The organism is Longispora fulva (assembly GCF_015751905.1).
GTDB classification, from domain to species: Bacteria; Actinomycetota; Actinomycetes; order Mycobacteriales; family Micromonosporaceae; genus Longispora; species Longispora fulva.
Genome location: NZ_JADOUF010000001.1, coordinates 3,762,222 through 3,778,266 on the forward strand (window position 1 = coordinate 3,762,222; position 16,045 = coordinate 3,778,266).

18 protein-coding genes are annotated in these 16,045 nt (G+C 72.3%); 11 read left to right on the top strand and 7 right to left on the bottom strand.

All coding sequences use genetic code 11. From position 1 onward, the window contains the following. Positions 1 to 74 precede the first annotated feature (74 nt). Both IW245_RS16575 and IW245_RS16580 read left to right on the top strand, forming a co-directional pair. Positions 75 to 683, top strand: a complete 609-nt coding sequence (locus IW245_RS16575; RefSeq protein ID WP_197004075.1) for a PadR family transcriptional regulator — start codon at positions 75 to 77, stop codon at positions 681 to 683. Beyond that, the gene (locus IW245_RS16580) at positions 680 to 2,011 is read left to right on the top strand and encodes an FAD-dependent oxidoreductase (protein ID WP_197004076.1); all 1,332 of its coding nucleotides are present in this window, start codon (positions 680 to 682) and stop codon (positions 2,009 to 2,011) included. Before IW245_RS16575 ends, IW245_RS16580 begins: the two co-directional genes overlap by 4 nt. Positions 2,012 to 2,065: 54 nt before the next feature. On the opposite strand, the gene IW245_RS16585 is transcribed toward IW245_RS16580, so the two are convergent. Next, positions 2,066 to 2,518 carry a DUF4442 domain-containing protein gene (locus tag IW245_RS16585; protein ID WP_372445168.1) on the bottom strand — a complete coding sequence of 151 codons (453 nt, stop codon included), beginning with the start codon at positions 2,516 to 2,518 and terminating at the stop codon, positions 2,066 to 2,068. 12 nt (positions 2,519 to 2,530) lie between these two features. Further along, a complete protein-coding gene (locus IW245_RS16590; RefSeq protein WP_197004077.1) occupies positions 2,531 to 3,658 on the bottom strand; it encodes a lipase family protein in 1,128 nt (375 codons plus the stop codon). A 119-nt stretch (positions 3,659 to 3,777) separates the two neighbouring features. On the opposite strand from IW245_RS16590, the gene IW245_RS16595 reads away from it, so the two are divergent. Beyond that, positions 3,778 to 4,587, top strand: a complete 810-nt coding sequence (locus tag IW245_RS16595; protein WP_197004078.1) for an SAM-dependent methyltransferase — start codon at positions 3,778 to 3,780, stop codon at positions 4,585 to 4,587. 26 nt (positions 4,588 to 4,613) lie between these two features. Here IW245_RS16595 and IW245_RS16600 read toward each other — a convergent pair whose 3' ends face one another. Further along, positions 4,614 to 5,063, bottom strand: coding sequence for an Lrp/AsnC family transcriptional regulator (locus IW245_RS16600; RefSeq protein ID WP_197004079.1), 450 nt, complete (start codon positions 5,061 to 5,063; stop codon positions 4,614 to 4,616). 107 nt (positions 5,064 to 5,170) lie between these two features. On the opposite strand from IW245_RS16600, the gene IW245_RS16605 reads away from it, so the two are divergent. Continuing rightward, on the top strand, positions 5,171 to 5,827 hold the full coding sequence (locus tag IW245_RS16605) for an O-methyltransferase (RefSeq protein ID WP_197004080.1): 657 nt from the start codon (positions 5,171 to 5,173) through the stop codon (positions 5,825 to 5,827). A gap of 240 nt (positions 5,828 to 6,067) precedes the next feature. Beyond that, positions 6,068 to 6,715 (top strand): response regulator transcription factor, encoded by a 648-nt coding sequence (locus IW245_RS16610; RefSeq protein WP_197004081.1) that lies wholly within the window; start codon positions 6,068 to 6,070, stop codon positions 6,713 to 6,715. 62 nt (positions 6,716 to 6,777) lie between these two features. Here the strand turns inward: IW245_RS16610 and IW245_RS16615 are convergent, their stop codons facing one another. Further along, positions 6,778 to 7,701: a hypothetical protein gene (locus IW245_RS16615; protein WP_197004082.1), complete on the bottom strand. Its 924-nt coding sequence runs from the start codon at positions 7,699 to 7,701 to the stop codon at positions 6,778 to 6,780. Between the two features lie 153 nt (positions 7,702 to 7,854). Continuing rightward, the gene (locus IW245_RS16620) at positions 7,855 to 9,003 is read right to left on the bottom strand and encodes an acyl-CoA dehydrogenase family protein (RefSeq protein WP_197004083.1); all 1,149 of its coding nucleotides are present in this window, start codon (positions 9,001 to 9,003) and stop codon (positions 7,855 to 7,857) included. A 147-nt stretch (positions 9,004 to 9,150) separates the two neighbouring features. On the opposite strand from IW245_RS16620, the gene IW245_RS16625 reads away from it, so the two are divergent. The 5 genes from IW245_RS16625 to IW245_RS16645 all read left to right on the top strand — a co-directional run bounded on the left by IW245_RS16625 (position 9,151) and on the right by IW245_RS16645 (position 13,128). Further along, the gene (locus tag IW245_RS16625; protein WP_197004084.1) at positions 9,151 to 9,894 is read left to right on the top strand and encodes a HipA family kinase; all 744 of its coding nucleotides are present in this window, start codon (positions 9,151 to 9,153) and stop codon (positions 9,892 to 9,894) included. Further along, entirely contained in the window at positions 9,891 to 10,265 is a 375-nt protein-coding gene (locus IW245_RS16630) for a DUF3037 domain-containing protein (protein ID WP_197004085.1), read from the top strand. The genes IW245_RS16625 and IW245_RS16630 overlap by 4 nt, the downstream gene beginning before the upstream one ends. Positions 10,266 to 10,375: 110 nt before the next feature. Then, entirely contained in the window at positions 10,376 to 11,677 is a 1,302-nt protein-coding gene (locus IW245_RS16635) for a GH1 family beta-glucosidase (protein WP_197004086.1), read from the top strand. Between the two features lie 9 nt (positions 11,678 to 11,686). Beyond that, entirely contained in the window at positions 11,687 to 12,229 is a 543-nt protein-coding gene (locus tag IW245_RS16640) for a hypothetical protein (protein ID WP_197004087.1), read from the top strand. Further along, the gene (locus IW245_RS16645; RefSeq protein WP_197004088.1) at positions 12,226 to 13,128 is read left to right on the top strand and encodes a Gfo/Idh/MocA family protein; all 903 of its coding nucleotides are present in this window, start codon (positions 12,226 to 12,228) and stop codon (positions 13,126 to 13,128) included. Before IW245_RS16640 ends, IW245_RS16645 begins: the two co-directional genes overlap by 4 nt. A 52-nt stretch (positions 13,129 to 13,180) precedes the next feature. Here IW245_RS16645 and IW245_RS16650 read toward each other — a convergent pair whose 3' ends face one another. Next, complete coding sequence (locus IW245_RS16650) at positions 13,181 to 13,609, bottom strand: VOC family protein (RefSeq protein ID WP_197004089.1); 429 nt, start codon at positions 13,607 to 13,609, stop codon at positions 13,181 to 13,183. A gap of 139 nt (positions 13,610 to 13,748) precedes the next feature. On the opposite strand from IW245_RS16650, the gene IW245_RS16655 reads away from it, so the two are divergent. Beyond that, on the top strand, positions 13,749 to 14,471 hold the full coding sequence (locus IW245_RS16655; protein ID WP_197004090.1) for an SOS response-associated peptidase: 723 nt from the start codon (positions 13,749 to 13,751) through the stop codon (positions 14,469 to 14,471). Between the two features lie 35 nt (positions 14,472 to 14,506). On the opposite strand, the gene IW245_RS16660 is transcribed toward IW245_RS16655, so the two are convergent. Further along, positions 14,507 to 16,009, bottom strand: coding sequence for an RtcB family protein (locus tag IW245_RS16660; protein WP_197004091.1), 1,503 nt, complete (start codon positions 16,007 to 16,009; stop codon positions 14,507 to 14,509). Positions 16,010 to 16,045 lie beyond the last annotated feature (36 nt).

Consider the following 16,045-nt stretch of genomic DNA (forward strand, 5'->3'; position numbering starts at 1 on the left):
GCTGGGCCCGGCGCGGGTGCCCGGTTTCCGGTACCCGGTTGCATAGTTGCCAGGCAACTAGTAGCTTTGCACCTATGACGTTTCGCCGTTCACCCCTGGCCCTCGCGGTACTCGCGCTCCTCATCGAAGAGCCCATGCACCCGTACCGGATGCAGCAGCTCATCCGGCAGCGCCACAAGGACCAGGTCGTCAACGTCGGACACCGCGCCAGCCTCTACAAGACGATCGACCGGCTCCTCGCGGCCGACCTGATCACCGTCGAGGCCACCACCCGCGACACCGCCCGCCCCGAGCGCACCGTCTACGCGGTCACCGACGCCGGCACGACCGCCGCCCGGACCTGGATGGCCGACATGCTCGCCCACCCGGCCGCCGAGTTCCCCGACTTCCCGGCCGCGATGAGCTTCCTGCCCCTGCTCACCCCGGCCGAGGCCGCCGGACACCTCGCCCGGCGCGCCGAGGCGCTCGCGGCCCGACTGGCCCAGCTCACGACAGAACTCGACGAGTACGGGCCCGTGCTGCCCCGGGTCACGCTCGTCGAGTCCGAGTACCTGCGCGCCGTCACCGCGGCCGAACTCGGCTGGGTCACCTCCCTCGTCACCGAACTGCGCGACGGCTCCCTCAGCTGGAGCCTGGAGGAGCTGCGCGCGTTCGCCGCCCAGTTCAGGAGTACACACCCATGAGAGTCATCGTCATCGGCGCCGGCACCGGCGGCCTCTGCCTCGCCCACGGCCTGCGCCGCGCCGGCATCGACGTCAGCGTCCACGAACGCGACCGGACCCGCACCGGCGGCCTGCAGGGCTACCGGGTCGGGATCAGCCCCTCGGGCAGCCGCGCCCTGTCACGCTGCCTGCCCCCCGAGCTCTACCGCACGTTCCTCGCCACCTGCGCCCGCGCGCCCCGGCACTTCAGCACGTACACCGAGAAGTTCCGCGAGGTCCTGACCATGGACCTCGTCGAGCGGCCGGCCCCGGAGGACAACGAACGGTCCGTCAGCCGGATGACCCTGCGCCAGGTGCTCCTCACCGGACTGGAGGACGTCACGCACTTCGACCGCGAGTGCACCGGCTACGACCAGCACCCCGACGGCACAGTCACCGCGCACTTCGCCGACGGCACCACCGTGGACGGCGACGTGCTCGTCGCCGCCGACGGCTCGAACTCCGTGGTCCGCCGGCAGTACCTCCCCCACGCCCGGCTCGAGGACGCCGGCATCCTCGCGGTCGGCGGCAAGGTCGCGCTCACCCCCGAGACCCGCGCACTCCTGCCCGACCGGGCGTTCCACGGCATCTCCACGGTCTTCGCACCCGGCGGGCAGTTCCTGATCCTGCACGTGATGGAGTTCCCGTGGGGCCGCGACGGCACCGTGAAAACGGGGATCGGCGGCACCGACGCCGCCCTGATCGCCGCCTGGCCCGGGCTGCTGTTCGACAACACCCGCGACTACATCATGTGGGGCTTCTCCGCCGCCGCCGACAAGTTCCCCGCCGACTTCGGCGACCGCAGGGGCCCGGCGCTGCTCGACCAGGTGCGGGCGATGACCGGCACCTGGCACCCCGACCTGCGCCGCCTGTTCGCCCGTACCGAGGCCGACACCGTGTTCCGGGTCAACATCCGCACCTCGGTACCCGTCGCACCGTGGCGGCCGAGCACCGTCACGCTGCTCGGCGACGCCATCCACACCATGACCCCCGGCCGGGGCATCGGGGCCAACACGGCGCTGCGCGACGCCGCGCTGCTGACCCGCACGCTCACGGCCGTCCGCGACGGGCGCGCGGACCTGCTCACCGCCATCGGGGAGTACGAGACCCGGATGCGCGAGTACGGCTACGAGGCCGTGGCCGCGTCCAAGAAGCAGATGAACGGCGCGGACCCGATCCACCGGCCGGTCCTCGGCCGGGCGGTGCTGGCCGGGATGCGCACCGGGATGCGGCTGGTCAACCACGTGCCGGCCCTGAAGAGGAAGATGGCCGCCGCCGAACAGTCGTTCAGGCTGGGCGACGACGAGTAGCGCGACGACGGGGAGGTGGGCACCGCCCGCCTCCCCGTCGAACCGTCTACCGGGTCAGACCCGGTTCGGCCGCAGCGTCCAGAAGATGGTCATCTCCCCGGTCGGGGTGCCGTCCTCCGTCCGCAGCGCCACGTGCACCGGGAACTCCGGCCGCTGTCCGGCGTCGAGCTCGGCGACGACCTCCGCGCGCGGCCGGCCCAGCGTCGCCTCGGCGAGCACCGGCCCCATCGCGAGCTTCGTGTACCGGATCTCCGCCCGCGCGGCCAGGGGCGTCGCCCGGGCCATCTGGTCGGCGAAGCTGCCGATCACGACGGCCCCCGACGCGGACTCGGCCAGGGTGAACATCGCCCCGGCGTGCGGGCCTGCGACGTGGTTGTGGTGCGCCTCGTTGTCGGGCAGCCGCAGGACGGCCCGCTCCGGGGTCACCTCCAGGTACTCCAGCCCGAGGGTGCGCACGAACGGCACGGCGTCGCGCAACGCCGCCACGACTGCTTCGAAGGTCATCATGCCGCCAGGTTACTAGCCAGTAACTCTGTTGGCCAGCCACCCCACCACCGCCGGCGCCATCATCTCCAACGTCGTGACGTGCCCGCCCGACGGCGTCGCCCACCACGTCATGTCCGCGCCCAGCGCGCCCCACCGGTCCCGCAGGTCCGTCGACACGTCGAACGGCAACAACTCGTCCGACGGCGAGTGGTACAGCAGGACCGGGTCGGCCGGCCGGACCGCGCCCAGCCGCTGCTCGTCGATGCGGGCCCGCCACGCCGGCAGCGCCAACACGTCCACCGTCGTGTACGTCGACAACCGCCGGAACGCGTACTTCATCGCGAGTTCCGCCACGCAGTCGTCGCGCACGTCGGCCACCGCGAACGTCCCCAACGGGTTGAGATACCCGCGCAACCCCAGCTCCGGGTACGCCGCGTCCAGGCCGATCCCCGCCGCCAGGATGAGCCCCGCACCGGCGTTGCCGTCCTGGAACGCCGCCACCCGGGCCAGGTCGGCCGGTGGCGCGCCCACCGCAGAGCCCTTGACCAGCAGCTCCGGCGCGTACGACCCCGCCAGCTCCGCCGCCCAGCCCGACGCCTGGCCGCCCTGCGAGTAGCCGTGGATCGCCACCGGGGACGCCACCGACAGCCCGTCGAGCCGCTCGGCCGCCCGGACCACGTCCAGCAGCGCCTGGCCCTCCGAGCGGCCCACCACGTACGTGTGGTCGCCCGGGGTGCCCAGGCCCTCGTAGTCGGTCACCGCGACCGCGAGGCCCTTGTCGAGGAACATCCGGATGATGTTCGCCTCGCCCTCCGCCCCCGACGCGATCCGGCGCGACGGGGCGCACTGGTCGCCCATCCCGTGCGTGCCGACCGCGTAGCCGACGACCGGGCGCGGGCCCGCGTGATCACCCTTCGGCACGAGCACCGTCCCGCCGACCACGTTCGGCAGGCCGAGCGCCGTCGTCGACCGGTAGGAGATCTGCCAGGTCGTGGCCTCGTCGAACCCTGGAGCCGCGATCTGCCGCGCGGAGACCAACTCCCCCGGCCCGACCGCCGCGACGCGCCCGGGATCGTCGGTCGCCGCCACCGCCGTCGACGCGGGGCCCGTCGTCACCAACAGGCCCGCGACCAGCACCGCCACAGTCCATCTTCTCGCCATGGTGCCTCCTTCAAAGGTTGCCCCCATAGTTAGCATGCAGTCTGGACTGCATGCTAGAGGGCAGCGATGCCATTCGATGTCCAAGAAAAAGGGCACCTATCGTGCATAGAGTTTCCAACATGGATGAAGCGGTTCAAAGCACCAACGACTGGATGGCCGCCATCCGCGCCCACGAGACCGCCAGGGCGGACCGATATCTGCGCGACCCGTACGCGACCCTGCTCACCGGGCCCGACCCCGAAGGCACCCTCGCCGCCCTACGCGCGATGAACTCCCCCGTGGACATCGTCATCGTCCGGGGCCGGTTCGGCGACGAGGCCCTCACCCGGGCCCTGGCCCGGGGCGTCCGGCAGGCGGTCTCCCTCGGCGCGGGCACCGACACCCGCGGCTACCGGCTCGACCTGCCCGAGGACCTGGTGCTCTACGAACTCGACCTGCCCGGCCGGCTCGCCGCCAAGCACCACGTCCTCGCCACGGCCGGACTCACGCCGAGCTGCCGGATCTCACCCGTGGAGACCGACCTGCGCGGCGACTGGACCAGCGCCCTGGCCGCCGCCGGCCACCGCCCGGACCGGCCGACCGCCTGGATCGTCGAGGGCCTGTTCTACTACCTGGACCCGGCCACCGCCGACACCCTGCTCGGCCAGCTCACCGCCCGCTCCGCCCCCGGATCCAGCGTCCAGCTGGACATCCCGGCCGACGACTACCTCACCGACCCCGCGAACACGGAATGGCTGGCCTACCTCGTCGAACGCGGCTCGCCGTTCCTCGGGCACACCGCCGACCCGACCGGGTGGCTCGCCGGGCACGGCTGGACCGCCGAGTCCTACCAGCCCACGACCCTGGACACCTGCCCCTGGCTGCCCCCACCGCCCGCCCGGCTGACCAGCAGTTACCGCCACCTGTGGCACGTGCACGCGACCCGGTAGAAACCTCTTTGCCGCGTTTGGCTCCTCTACTCCTGGCCGATCCGCCCCGGCCGGCCCTCGTACGGCGTGGACAGCACCACGGTCGTCCGAGTCGTCACGTTGGCGGCGGTCCGGATCTCCTGCAGCAGCCGCTCCAGGTGCGTCGGGCTGGCCACCCGCACCATGAGCAGGTAGAAATCCTCCCCCGCCACCGAGTAGCACGACTCGACCTCCGGCAGGTGCGACAACCGCTCCGGCGCGTCGTCGGGCTGGGAGGCGTCGAACGGCCGGATCGCCACGAACGCCGTCAGCGGCAGCCCCAGGGCCTCGTAGTCGATCCGGGCCGAGTAGCCCTGCAGGACGTTGCGCTGCTCCAGCCGGCGCACCCGCTGGTGCACCGCCGACACCGACAACCCGACCCGGTCGGCCAGATCCGTGTAGGACAGGCGGCCGTCCGAGCGCAGCGCCGCCACAATGGCGCGATCGATGTCTTCCATGGTGGAAGACGTTACCGGTGGTTGGGACGCAGGTCACTGTGGCTTGTGCATCCTAGGAGACTAGGTCCTAGGCTCGGACGTTCCGGACCCGGCGGTAGCCTGAGGGCATGACGAGCAGGAATCTGACCATTGACCAGACCCTCCAGGACTACATCACCGCGCACAGTGGGGTCGACCCGCTGGTCGCCGAGCTGATCGCCGAGACCCGCGCCGCGACCGGCGGGGCCGCCGGCATGCAGATCTCCCCCGAGCAGGCGGTGTTCACCACCACCCTGGCCCGGCTGCTCGGCGCGCGCAGCGCCGTCGAGGTCGGCACCTTCACCGGGATGTCCGCGCTGGCCATCGCCCGAGGCCTGCCCGAGGACGGCCACCTGCTGTGCTGCGACGTCAGCGAGGAGTGGACGAACATCGGCCGCAAGTACTGGGAACGGGCCGGGGTCGCCGACCGGATCGAGCTGCGGATCGCCCCGGCCGCCGAGACCCTAGCGGCGCTGCCCGCCGACGCCACGGTCGACCTCGCGTTCATCGACGCCGACAAGACCGGGTATCCGACGTACTGGGCCGAGCTCGTGCCCCGGATGCGGCCCGGCGGGGTGATCCTGGTGGACAACACGCTGTGGAGCGGCCGGGTGGTGGACCCCGCCGACACGAGCGCCGACACGGTGGCGATCCGGGCGTTCAACGAGTTGGTGACGGGCGACGATCGGGTGGAGTCGGTGATCCTGCCGATCGGGGACGGGTTGACGTTGGCGCGCAAGAAGTAGCCGAACCGGGCGGCTCGCGGGTCGTGTGTGGGGCGTCTTCGGGTGGTTGTCGTCGTTCGCGGAGGAACAGCGGCGACACCCGGGGACGCCCCGGTAGTTGTGCCACTCCGGCGCGGAGTTGTTCCTGGTTGGCACGACGATTCGACGTGGACGCCCGCGTTCCCTTGACCAGCCACTGTGGATCTGTGAATATCCCCGCATACGTGAAGTCGCGTTCCCCTCCCACCGGAGTGTGGACTGATGCACCTACTGCTGGTCGACGACGCACGCCTCTACGCCGAGCCGCTCGCCGACCGCCTGCGCGGCGACGACCGGATCTCCACAGTGGACACCGTGTCGGATCCGGCGCAGGCCGCGCGCGGCATCGCCGCCGGTCCGGTGGACGTGGCCCTCGTGAACGCCGCGATGGGCCTGCCCATGGTCCGCCTGCTCGCCGGGACGCACCGGATCCCCACCGTGGCGCTGGGCGTCACCGAGTCCGAGGCCGAGGTGCTGGAACTCGTCGAGGCCGGAGTGCGCGGCTATCTGCCGAGGGACGGCTCCTTCGCCGACCTGTTGACGGTCCTGGACCACGTCACCCGGGACGAGCTGCTGTGCTCGCCGCGGATCGCCGCGGCGCTGGGCCGCCGGCTGGCGTCCCTGGCCGCCCGGTTGCCGGCCGCGCGGCCGTCCGTGCCGCTGACGCCCCGGGAGGTGGAGGTGCTCGGCCTGCTCACCCAGGGACTGTCCAACAAGGACATCGCACGGGTGCTGTCGATCGAGATCCGGACGGCGAAGAACCACGTGCACAACATTCTCGACAAGCTCGGGGTGAACAGCCGGGGCGAGGCCGCGGCCCTGGCCCGGCACCAGACCGGGCGGACTCCCCCGCCGCTGCGGGTCGCCTGACGCCTCCGCCGACGGCCCGTCGCGTGCGGGGGTCGGAGTCCGCGACGCGACGGGCCGGGTGGTCAGGAGTTCCAGGGCATCTGGGGGAACCACCAGTAGCCGAACTTGGAGCCGGCGCGCAGGCCCCAGTACACGATCATGAAGGCGCCGCCGACCAGGAACGAACCGGCGGTCACGGCCGCCGCCCGCGACGGTACGGCCACGAGCCAGCGGGCGAAACGGCCCCGGGTGCCGTACGCGAGAAGCAGGAAGATCAGGGCCATCACGACGATGTTGCCCAGGGACTGCAGGATGAACGCCGACGCGCCGTAGAACGGGTTGTGGGTGGTGGCGGCGTACGCGAACATCTTGCGGAACAGGCCGAAGGGGCGGCCGATCAGGAACGCCCCGATCAGCGCGCCCATGAAGATCATGCGGCCGTTGGCGGACAGTCTGCGCAGCGGGTCAGGCAGGACCTTCACAGCAGCCAGGCCCAGCCAGACGAAGATCAGGCCGAGGACCGTGAACACCACGATCGCCTGGACCGAGCGGGCGCTGACCGCGCCGACCTTGGCCGCCGACAACTGGGGCATGCCGGTGCCGACGAGGGCGCCGATCGCGCCGTACACGCCGGAGACCACGACGGCGCCGATCGCGACGAAGCCCAGCGGGCGCAGCACGGTGCCGAGCCTGGTGCCGACGGACTCGTCGCGGGCGAGCATCGGGGCGACGGCGCTGAAGGCCGCGACGTTGCACGCGGTGAACGTGCCGGCGAGGCCGGAGACGAACGCGAACACGATGCCGGCCAGGCCCGAGGAGATCGCGGCGTCGGCGTCGGAGCCGAGCGCCGTGTCCATCACCGTGCCGCCGATCTCCTTGTCGACGAGTTTCGCCGACCACAGCACGGCCACGGCGAGCCCGGCCAGGACGCTCAGGAGGATCAGCCAGCCACGGTGCCTCGGAATGACGGAAGGGGTGTCATGGGTGGTTTCTATGAGGCGAGTCATAGATGTCAGGCTATGGATGCGCATCGCGGGCGGGAATAGAACAAAGGACCCGCACGGGTACCAGACGGGACGTGGACCCTGGACCCAGCCCGGCCCGGCACGCGGAAACGCCCGGTCCGCCGCGGAGGGCGGGCCGGGCGTCCGGGATCGGGACTACGGCTTGCCGGCGAGGGAGCGGGAGATCACCAGGCGCTGGATCTGGTTGGTGCCCTCGACGATCTGGAGCATCTTGGCCTCGCGCATGTAGCGCTCGACCGGGTGGTCGTGCACGTAGCCGTAGCCGCCGAGGACCTGCACCGCGTCGATCGTGACCTTCATGGCGACATCCGTGGCGAACAGCTTCGCCTTGGCGGCCTCGACGCTGTACGGCCGGCCGGCGTCGCGCAGCCGCGCCACCGACAGGTACAGCGCGCGGGCGGCGGAGATCTGGGTGGCCATGTCCGCGAGCATGAACCCGAGACCCTGGAAGTCGATGATCCGGCTGCCGAACTGCTGGCGCCCCTGGGCGTACTCCACCGCGTAGTCCAGCGCGGCCTGGGCCAGGCCCACGGCGCACGCCGCGATGCCGAGCCGGCCGGAGTCCAGGGCGCTCATCGCGATCGTGAACCCGATGCCCTCGGCGCCGACGAGCCGGTCGGCCGGCACCCGGGCGTCGTCGAAGGCGACCTGCGCGACCGGGGAGCCGGTCAGGCCCATGGTCTTCTCGCGCTTCTGCGGCACGATGCCGGGGGTGGTCGCGTCGGCGAACAGGCAGGAGATGCCCTTCGGGCCGGGGCCGCCGGTGCGGGAGAACACGTTGTAGAAGTCGGCGACGCCCGCGTGGGTGATCCACGCCTTCGTGCCGTTGACCACGTAGTCCTCGCCGTCGCGGACGGCCTTCGTGGTCAGGTTGGCCGCGTCGGAGCCACCGGCGGGCTCGGAGAGGCAGTACGCCCCGAGCAGCTCGCCGCCGATCGCGTCCGGGAGGAACCGGGCCTTCTGCTCCTCGGTGCCGAACGCGGCGACCGGGTAGCACGCGAGAGTGTGCACGGACACCGCCTCGGCCACGGTGAGCCAGCGGGAGGCGAGGATCTCCAGCACCTGGAGGTAGACCTCGTAGGGCTGGTCGCCGCCACCGAACTTCTCCCCGTACGGCAGGCCGAGGAGGCCGGCGCGGCCCAGGGTGCGCAGGACCTCGCGTGGGAACTCGCCGCGCGCCTCGAAGTCGCTGGCCCGGGGGGCGAGCTCGGCGTCGGCCAGCTCCTGGGCCAGGCCGATCAGGGCTTCGGCCTCTTCGGTGGGCAGAATTCGCTCGACGTTCACTGGGCTCAGGGCTCCCCGGCATCGTTGAAGGGTGTACCCGTCAGCTTAACGCTCGTTAGGGACCCCCGCCACGCGCCCTCAGAACCGGCCGGTAATACAGAGGGGTGTTCCGGAAAGACCCGTTACGCTCTCTGGGTGCTTCCTGAGGTGAGAGCGATCCGATACGTCACGCCCCTGCGCGAGGGCGGTTCCCTGCCGGGGCTGCTCGAGACCGACGACCTGGGCACCTACGTGGTGAAGTTCCGGGGCGCCGGGCAGGGCACCAAGGCCCTCGCCGCGGAGATCATCGGCGGCGAGCTGGCCCGCCGGCTCGGGCTGCGGGTCCCCGACCTGGCCTTCGTCGAGCTGGACCTGGCCATCGCGATGGGCGAGCCCGACCCGGAGATCCAGGCGCTGCTCAAGGCAAGCGTCGGGCGCAACCTGGGGCTGGACTTCCTGCCCGGATCCCTCGCGTACGACCCGGCGGTGCTGCCGCCGTCCGCCGAGCTGGCCACGACCATCCTGTGGCTCGACGCGTTGATCGAGAACGTGGACCGCAGCTGGCGCAACCCGAACCTGATCGTCTGGCACGGCGAGCTGTGGCTGATCGACCACGGCGCGTCGCTGTACTTCCACCACAACTGGCCGCGCGCCGACCGGCACGTCGAGCGGGCCTTCAAGGCCGACGACCACGTGCTGGTGCGCTACGCCCGCGACCTGCCGGCGGCCCACGCCCGGCTCGCCCCGAAGGTGACGCCGGAGGTGCTGCGCGAGATCGTGGCGCTGATCCCCGACGCGTGGATCGACGACGAGCCGGGGTTCGAGGGCCCCGACGCGGTCCGGGAGGCGTACGTGACGCACCTGACCGGTCGGCTGGCCACCTCCTCCTGGCTGCCGGAGCTGGCGGCATGACCGGGCTGAGCCCGTTCTCGTACGCGCTGGTCCGGGTGGTGCCCCGGATCGAGCGCGGCGAGTGCGTCAACGTCGGGGTGCTGCTGTTCTGCAAGAGCCGGGACTTCCTCGCCCTCGGGGTGCGGATCGACGACGCCCGGCTCGCGGCGTTCTCGCCCGGGCTGGACCTCGGGGCCGTGCGGGCGGCCCTCGCGGGGTGGGCCGGGACCTGTGCCGGCGACGGGCCGGCGGAGGGCAAGTCGCTCGGGGAGCGGTTCGGGTGGCTGACCGCGCCCCGGAGCACGATCGTGCAGCCGGGGCCGACGCACCTGGGGCTCACCGGGGACCCGGAGGCCGAGCTGGCGCGGCTGGTGGAGTTGCTGGTCGGGTGACCCCCCGCCGTCGGGCGAACCGTGGCCGGGGTGGGTGTCGCCGTAACCCTCTAGTTTTTTGAGAAGTTTTCATCTTTCGCGATCCGGGGTGGACGGATAGCCTTGGATGGATGAGCGACTGGCCTGAGGTTCCGCAGTTCCCCGCCGACTTCCGCTGGGGGGCCGCGACCGCGGCGTTCCAGATCGAGGGCTCCCTGCACGCCGACGGCCGGGGAGCCTCGATCTGGGACTCCTTCCCCACGAACAACGGCGACACCGCCGCCACCGCCACCGACTCCTACCGGCGCTGGCGCGACGACGTCGACCTCCTGTCCGGACTCGGAGCGAACGCCTACCGGTTCTCGATCGCGTGGCCCCGGATCCAGGCCGACGGCGCCGGCGCGCCCAACCGGCTCGGCCTCGACCACTACGACCGGCTCGTCGACGAGCTGTGCGCACGTGGCATCGACCCGGCCGTCACCCTCTACCACTGGGACCTCCCCCAGGCCCTCGAGGACGCCGGCGGCTGGCTGAATCGGGACACGGCGGCGCGGTTCGCCGACTACTCCGCGCACGTGCACGCCCGGCTCGGCGACCGGGTGAAACTGTGGATCACGCACAACGAGCCGTTCGTGCACGCCGCCTACGGGTACACGCTCGGGCAGCACGCGCCCGGCAGGACCCTGCTCGGCGCCAGCTTCCCCGCCGTGCACCACCTGCTGCTCAGCCACGGGCTGGCCACCGCGGCGCTGCGCGCGCAGGGCGCGACGAATATCGGCATCACCCACAACCTCGCCCCCGTCTCCCCGGCCAGCGACGCGCCGGAGGACGCGCTCGCCGCCGCCCGGTTCGACGGCTGGCAGAACCGGGTGTTCTGCGACCCGGTGCTGCTCGGGCACTACCCCGACGGCCTCGACGACCTGTTCCCCGGAGCCTCCGACGTCATCGCCGACGGGGACGCCGCGGTGATCGGCGCGCCCCTGGACTTCCTCGGGGTCAACTACTACAACCCTTATCTGGTACGGGCGTCCGCCGCCAGCCCGCTCGGTTTCGAGTTCGCCGAGCACGAGGGGGTCGAGCACACGGCGTTCGGCTGGCCGATCGTGCCCGCCGGCCTGACCAGGCTCCTGCTGGAGCTGAAGGACCGCTACGACCTGCCGCCGGTCTACATCACCGAGAACGGGGCCTCCTTCACCGACACCCTCGCCGACCGGGACCGGATCGACTACCTCGCCGGACACCTGACCGCGCTGCGGGCCGCGATGGACGCCGGCGTCGACGTCCGGGGGTACTTCTGCTGGTCCCTGCTCGACAACTTCGAGTGGGCCGAGGGCTACTCCCAGCGGTTCGGGCTGGTCAGGGTCGACTTCGAGACCGGCGAGCGGACGCCCCGGGAGTCCTACGGGTACTTCCGGAGCCTCGCGACCCGATAACCTGGCGGCATGTCCGTACGCCTGATCTGCGCCAATCCCTGCCTGCTGCTCACCGTGGACGGCGAACGGGTCGCGTTCGCCTCCGCCTGGCGGGTCGACTGGTCTGAACACGGGTCCGGCAACGCGCTCGTCCTGTGGCATGAGGGCCGGCCCCGGGTGATCGCGGCCAGGCCGGAGCTGGGTCGCTGGCTCGCCGAGAACTTCGTCCGGCACTTCACCGAGACGAAGGGCCTGCCCTGGGAGGGGTTGGAGGTGACCGTCGCGCCGGTCAGCTTCGACCTCGACCTGGCGTCCGGGCTGCGCGCCGCCGGCGGCGACGTGGAGCTGACCATCAGCGGGCCGAAGGAGGTCACGCTGGACGGGGCAGAGGCATACCAGCTCGGGGACGTGGCCAACGCGTTGACGCTGGTGTTCGTGCCCTGCGGGGACGGGACGCTCAGCGTCGGCGGGGTGCAGGTGGAGGGGGCGCCGACCTCGCCGTTCCTGACCGACGCGGAGGTGTGGAGTCACCTGCCGGCCGGGTCGGGTTCCGCTGCCGGGGATCCGGCGTGATCCGGTTCGGGCTGCTCGGCACCGGGCACTGGGCCGCCGAGACCCAGGGCGCCGCCCTCGCCCGGCACCCCGGGGTCGAGTTCGTCGGGGTCTGGGGCCGGTCGCCGGCCAAGGCCACGACCGTCGCCGACCGGTACGGGGTCCGGGCACACGCCGACCTAGACACGCTGCTCTCCCAGGTCGACGCCGTGGCCATCGCCCTGCCGCCCGACATCCAGGGCGACCTGGCGCTCCGGGCCGCGCGGGCCGGCCGGCACCTGCTGCTCGACAAGCCCGTGGCGCTCACCGTCGAGGCCGCCGACCTGCTCGTCGCCGAGGTCGACGCGCGCGACCTGGCCTCCGTGGTGTTCTTCACCAACCGGTTCCACGCCAACGTCGCCGATTTCCTCGCGCACGCCGCCACCCGGCCCTGGGCGAGCGCCCGCGCGACCCTGTACGCGTCGATCTTCACCCCGGGCGGGCCGTACGCGGACTCCGCGTGGCGGCGCGAACACGGCGGACTCTGGGACCTCGGCCCGCACGCGCTGTCCCTGATCCTGCCCGTCCTCGGCCCCGTCGAGCGGGTCGAGGCCCTGGCCGGGGTCGGCGGGATCAGCCACGTGCTGCTCCGGCACACCGGCGGCGCGACCAGCACGCTGTCCCTGAGCCTGGACGCCCCGGTCGCCGTCAACGAGGTGGTGTACTACGGGCGGGACGGCGCCGTGCCCCTCGTCGAGGGCAGGCCCGGGTCGTCGGTGGACGCGTTCGGGACGGCGATCGACGCCCTGATCGGGCAGGTCGGGACGGCCTCGCCACGGCACGCGTGTGACGTGCGGTTCGGGCGGGACGTGGTGGCGGTGCTCGCGGCCGCGCAGGCCGCCGTCGACGGGGTGACGCCCCGGTCCGGCGCGGCGACCTGACCGACACGAGCCGCGTGCCCGCCGCCGCGGCCCCCGGGCGGTGTGCTCGCGGTCAGGCCAGCGGCGGGTCCGTGACGTCGGCGGAGAGTTCGCCGAGCTCCGTGAACAGGGTCAGCTGCAGGCCCGCCGGGCCCTCCAGTCGGGAGTTGAGCGAGTTCCACGGCGTCCGCGTCGGCGGGGCCAGCACCGTCGCTCCCCCGTTCGCCAGCCGCTCGGTGGCCGCACGGGCGTCCGGCACCTGGAAGGCGACCCGGATGTGGCCGGCGACGCGGTGGCCGACCTCCACCTCGTCGACGTACGCGGCATGGCCCGGGTCGGCGATCTCCAGGGTCGCGATCCCGGCTTCCAGGATCGTCACCCGACCGTCCGGGGAGGAGTACGCGGCGCGTTCGGGGAGGCCGAGGGTGTCGCGGTAGAAGCGGAGGGCCTGGTCGTAGTCGGCGGCCGTGACGACGAGGCGCAGTTCGCGGACTTCACTCATGATCGGATCGTAGTCGGCGGGTCCACGCACAGTGGAGGGTTCGGATAGGGTGTTCCTCTCACTCTTCCCCCGGAGTTCCTGAGGGGTCACCCCGACGTGGGGCGGATGGTCCGTCGGGACCGGAGGTAGGCTCGGCGGCATGTGTGGGAGATACGTCAACAGCCGGTCGCCCGAGGACCTCGGGGTCGAGTTCGACGTCGACCAGTCCGTGTTGTCCGAGCGCCTCGCCCCCGACTACAACATCGCCCCCACCAAGAGGATCTACGCCGTCCTCGACCGCCCCGGCGACACCCCCGAACGCCAGCTCCGTGTCGTGACCTGGGGCCTCGTCCCGTCCTGGGCCAAGGACCGCTCGGGAGCGGCGAAGCTGTCCAACGCCAGGATCGAGACGGCCGCGGAGAAACCGTCGTTCGCCCGCGCGTTCAAGAGCCGGCGTGCCGTGGTCCCCGCCGACGGGTACTTCGAGTGGCGGCGCCAGGACGGCGGCGTCAAACAGCCGTTCTTCCTGCACCGGCCCGATGACCGGGCGCTGCACCTGGCCGCGCTCTACGAGCTGTGGCGGGACTCGACCCGGGAGGCGGGGCACCCGGACGCGTGGTGGTGGAGCGCGACGATCCTGACCACGGAATCGACCGGGGAGCTGCGCGACATCCACGACCGGACCCCTTTGACGGTACGACCCGGCGCGCTCGACGCCTGGCTCAGCACCGCCCCGAGCCACCCGGACGAGCTGCGTGCTCTGCTCGCGCCGTCCACGGAGGAGTTGGTGGCGCGGCCGGTGTCGACGCTGGTGAACAGTGTGCGCAACAACGGGCCGCACCTACTGGAGGAGTACGTCGAGGCGGCCCCGACCCTGTTCTGACACCTGGCCGGCGCGACGCGAGGCCAGGCCGCTTCTCAGCCCTTGACGGTCAGCAGTGGCCGCAGTTCCGCGACCGGGGTCGCGACCCCCGCGCCGTCCAGGCTGGACACCACCGGCCCGATGTCCTTGTACGCCCACGGCGCCTCCTGTTTGAGGTCGCGCCGCCAGGCCGCCAGGACGTCGGAGCGCCGTCGGACGGCCGGGTCGCGGTGGTCGAGCGGGGTGACGACCCGGAAGTCGCGGAGGAACGCGTCGAGTTCGGCGTCGCCACCCCTGGCCGACGCGCCCCGGGGCACCCGGCGGCCGGCCCCGTGGCAGGCGCTGGCCAGGGTCCGGTCGCTGCCGTGGCCGCGGAGCACGTAGCTGGCCGCGCCCATCGAGCCAGGCACGATGACGGGCTCGCCCCACGGGGCGTCCACCGTGGGGCCACCGGCCGGGGTCGCGCCCTTGCGGTGCACCACGGAGCCGTCCGGATCCGGCCAGAGCAGGTTGTGCGGGGCGTCGTACACCAGGTGCGCGTCCAGGTCGCCGCACTCGGCGGCCAGTCCGGCGCGCATCATCAGGGCGAGGAAGAACCGGTTGCCGACGGCGAAGTTGGCGGCGTTGCCGAACGCGTCGAGGTACCGCCGCCGACGGGCCGCCGACCGCTCGTCGAGGAGCATCGGCACGATCCTGTTGTCCGGCAGCGCGAGCCCGGTCGGCCACGCGGCCCGGGCCTGGTCGAGGCCGCACGCGTTGGCCTGGTGGCCCAGCGACAGCGAACCGCTGTGCGCCATGACGACGACCCTGCCGGGGGTGAGGCCCCACGCGTAGGCGGCCGGCCCGTCGTGCACGGCCGCCACGTACTGCAACTCCACGAAGTGGTTGCCGCCGCCGACGCTGCCGATGATGCTGTCGTGGCTGGTACCCCCGGCGCTGCGGATCCAGTCGGCGAACGGCTCGGCGGTGGCGGTCGGGTAGCTGGCGCCGTGGATCCCGGCCGCCGGGTCCAGGTCCCCGGGCCGCAGCGCCGACCAGATCCCGTCGGCGGGCCGGCCGGGTCCGCGCTCCGCCAGCAGGCCGGGCAGCCCGTCGCGGAGCAGGGCCTCGCGGTCCGCGCCGGACAGGGCGATCCGCCGGCCGCCCTCGAAGAACAGGTGTCGCAGACGGCGTTCCAGGCCGTCGAGGTGCCCGCGGACGTCGTCCACGGTGAGGGTCGTGGTCTCCAGGCGCATGCCACAGTTGATGTCGTTGCCGACGGCCTGCGGGAGCAGCGCGCCCCGGGTGCGCAGCACGGTCCCGATCGGGATGCCGACTCCCTTGTGGACGTCCGGGGTGAGCACGACCCGGTCGATCGTGGCGGTGTGGCCGGTCGCGCGGCCGAGGAGTTCGAGGGTGTCGGCCGTGCGGAGCACGGTGAGGATCTCGTCGACGGCGCTGGATTCGACCGGCACGTCGACCCGGGCGCAGATGTCGACCGGGATCCCCCACGGGTTGGGGAGTTCCAGCCAGTTGTCGTCGGTGCGGAGGAGTCGCGGGTCTTGTCTGTGCGCCGTCATAGTGCGCGCCAGCCTAATGACCGCCCCGGGCCGGCC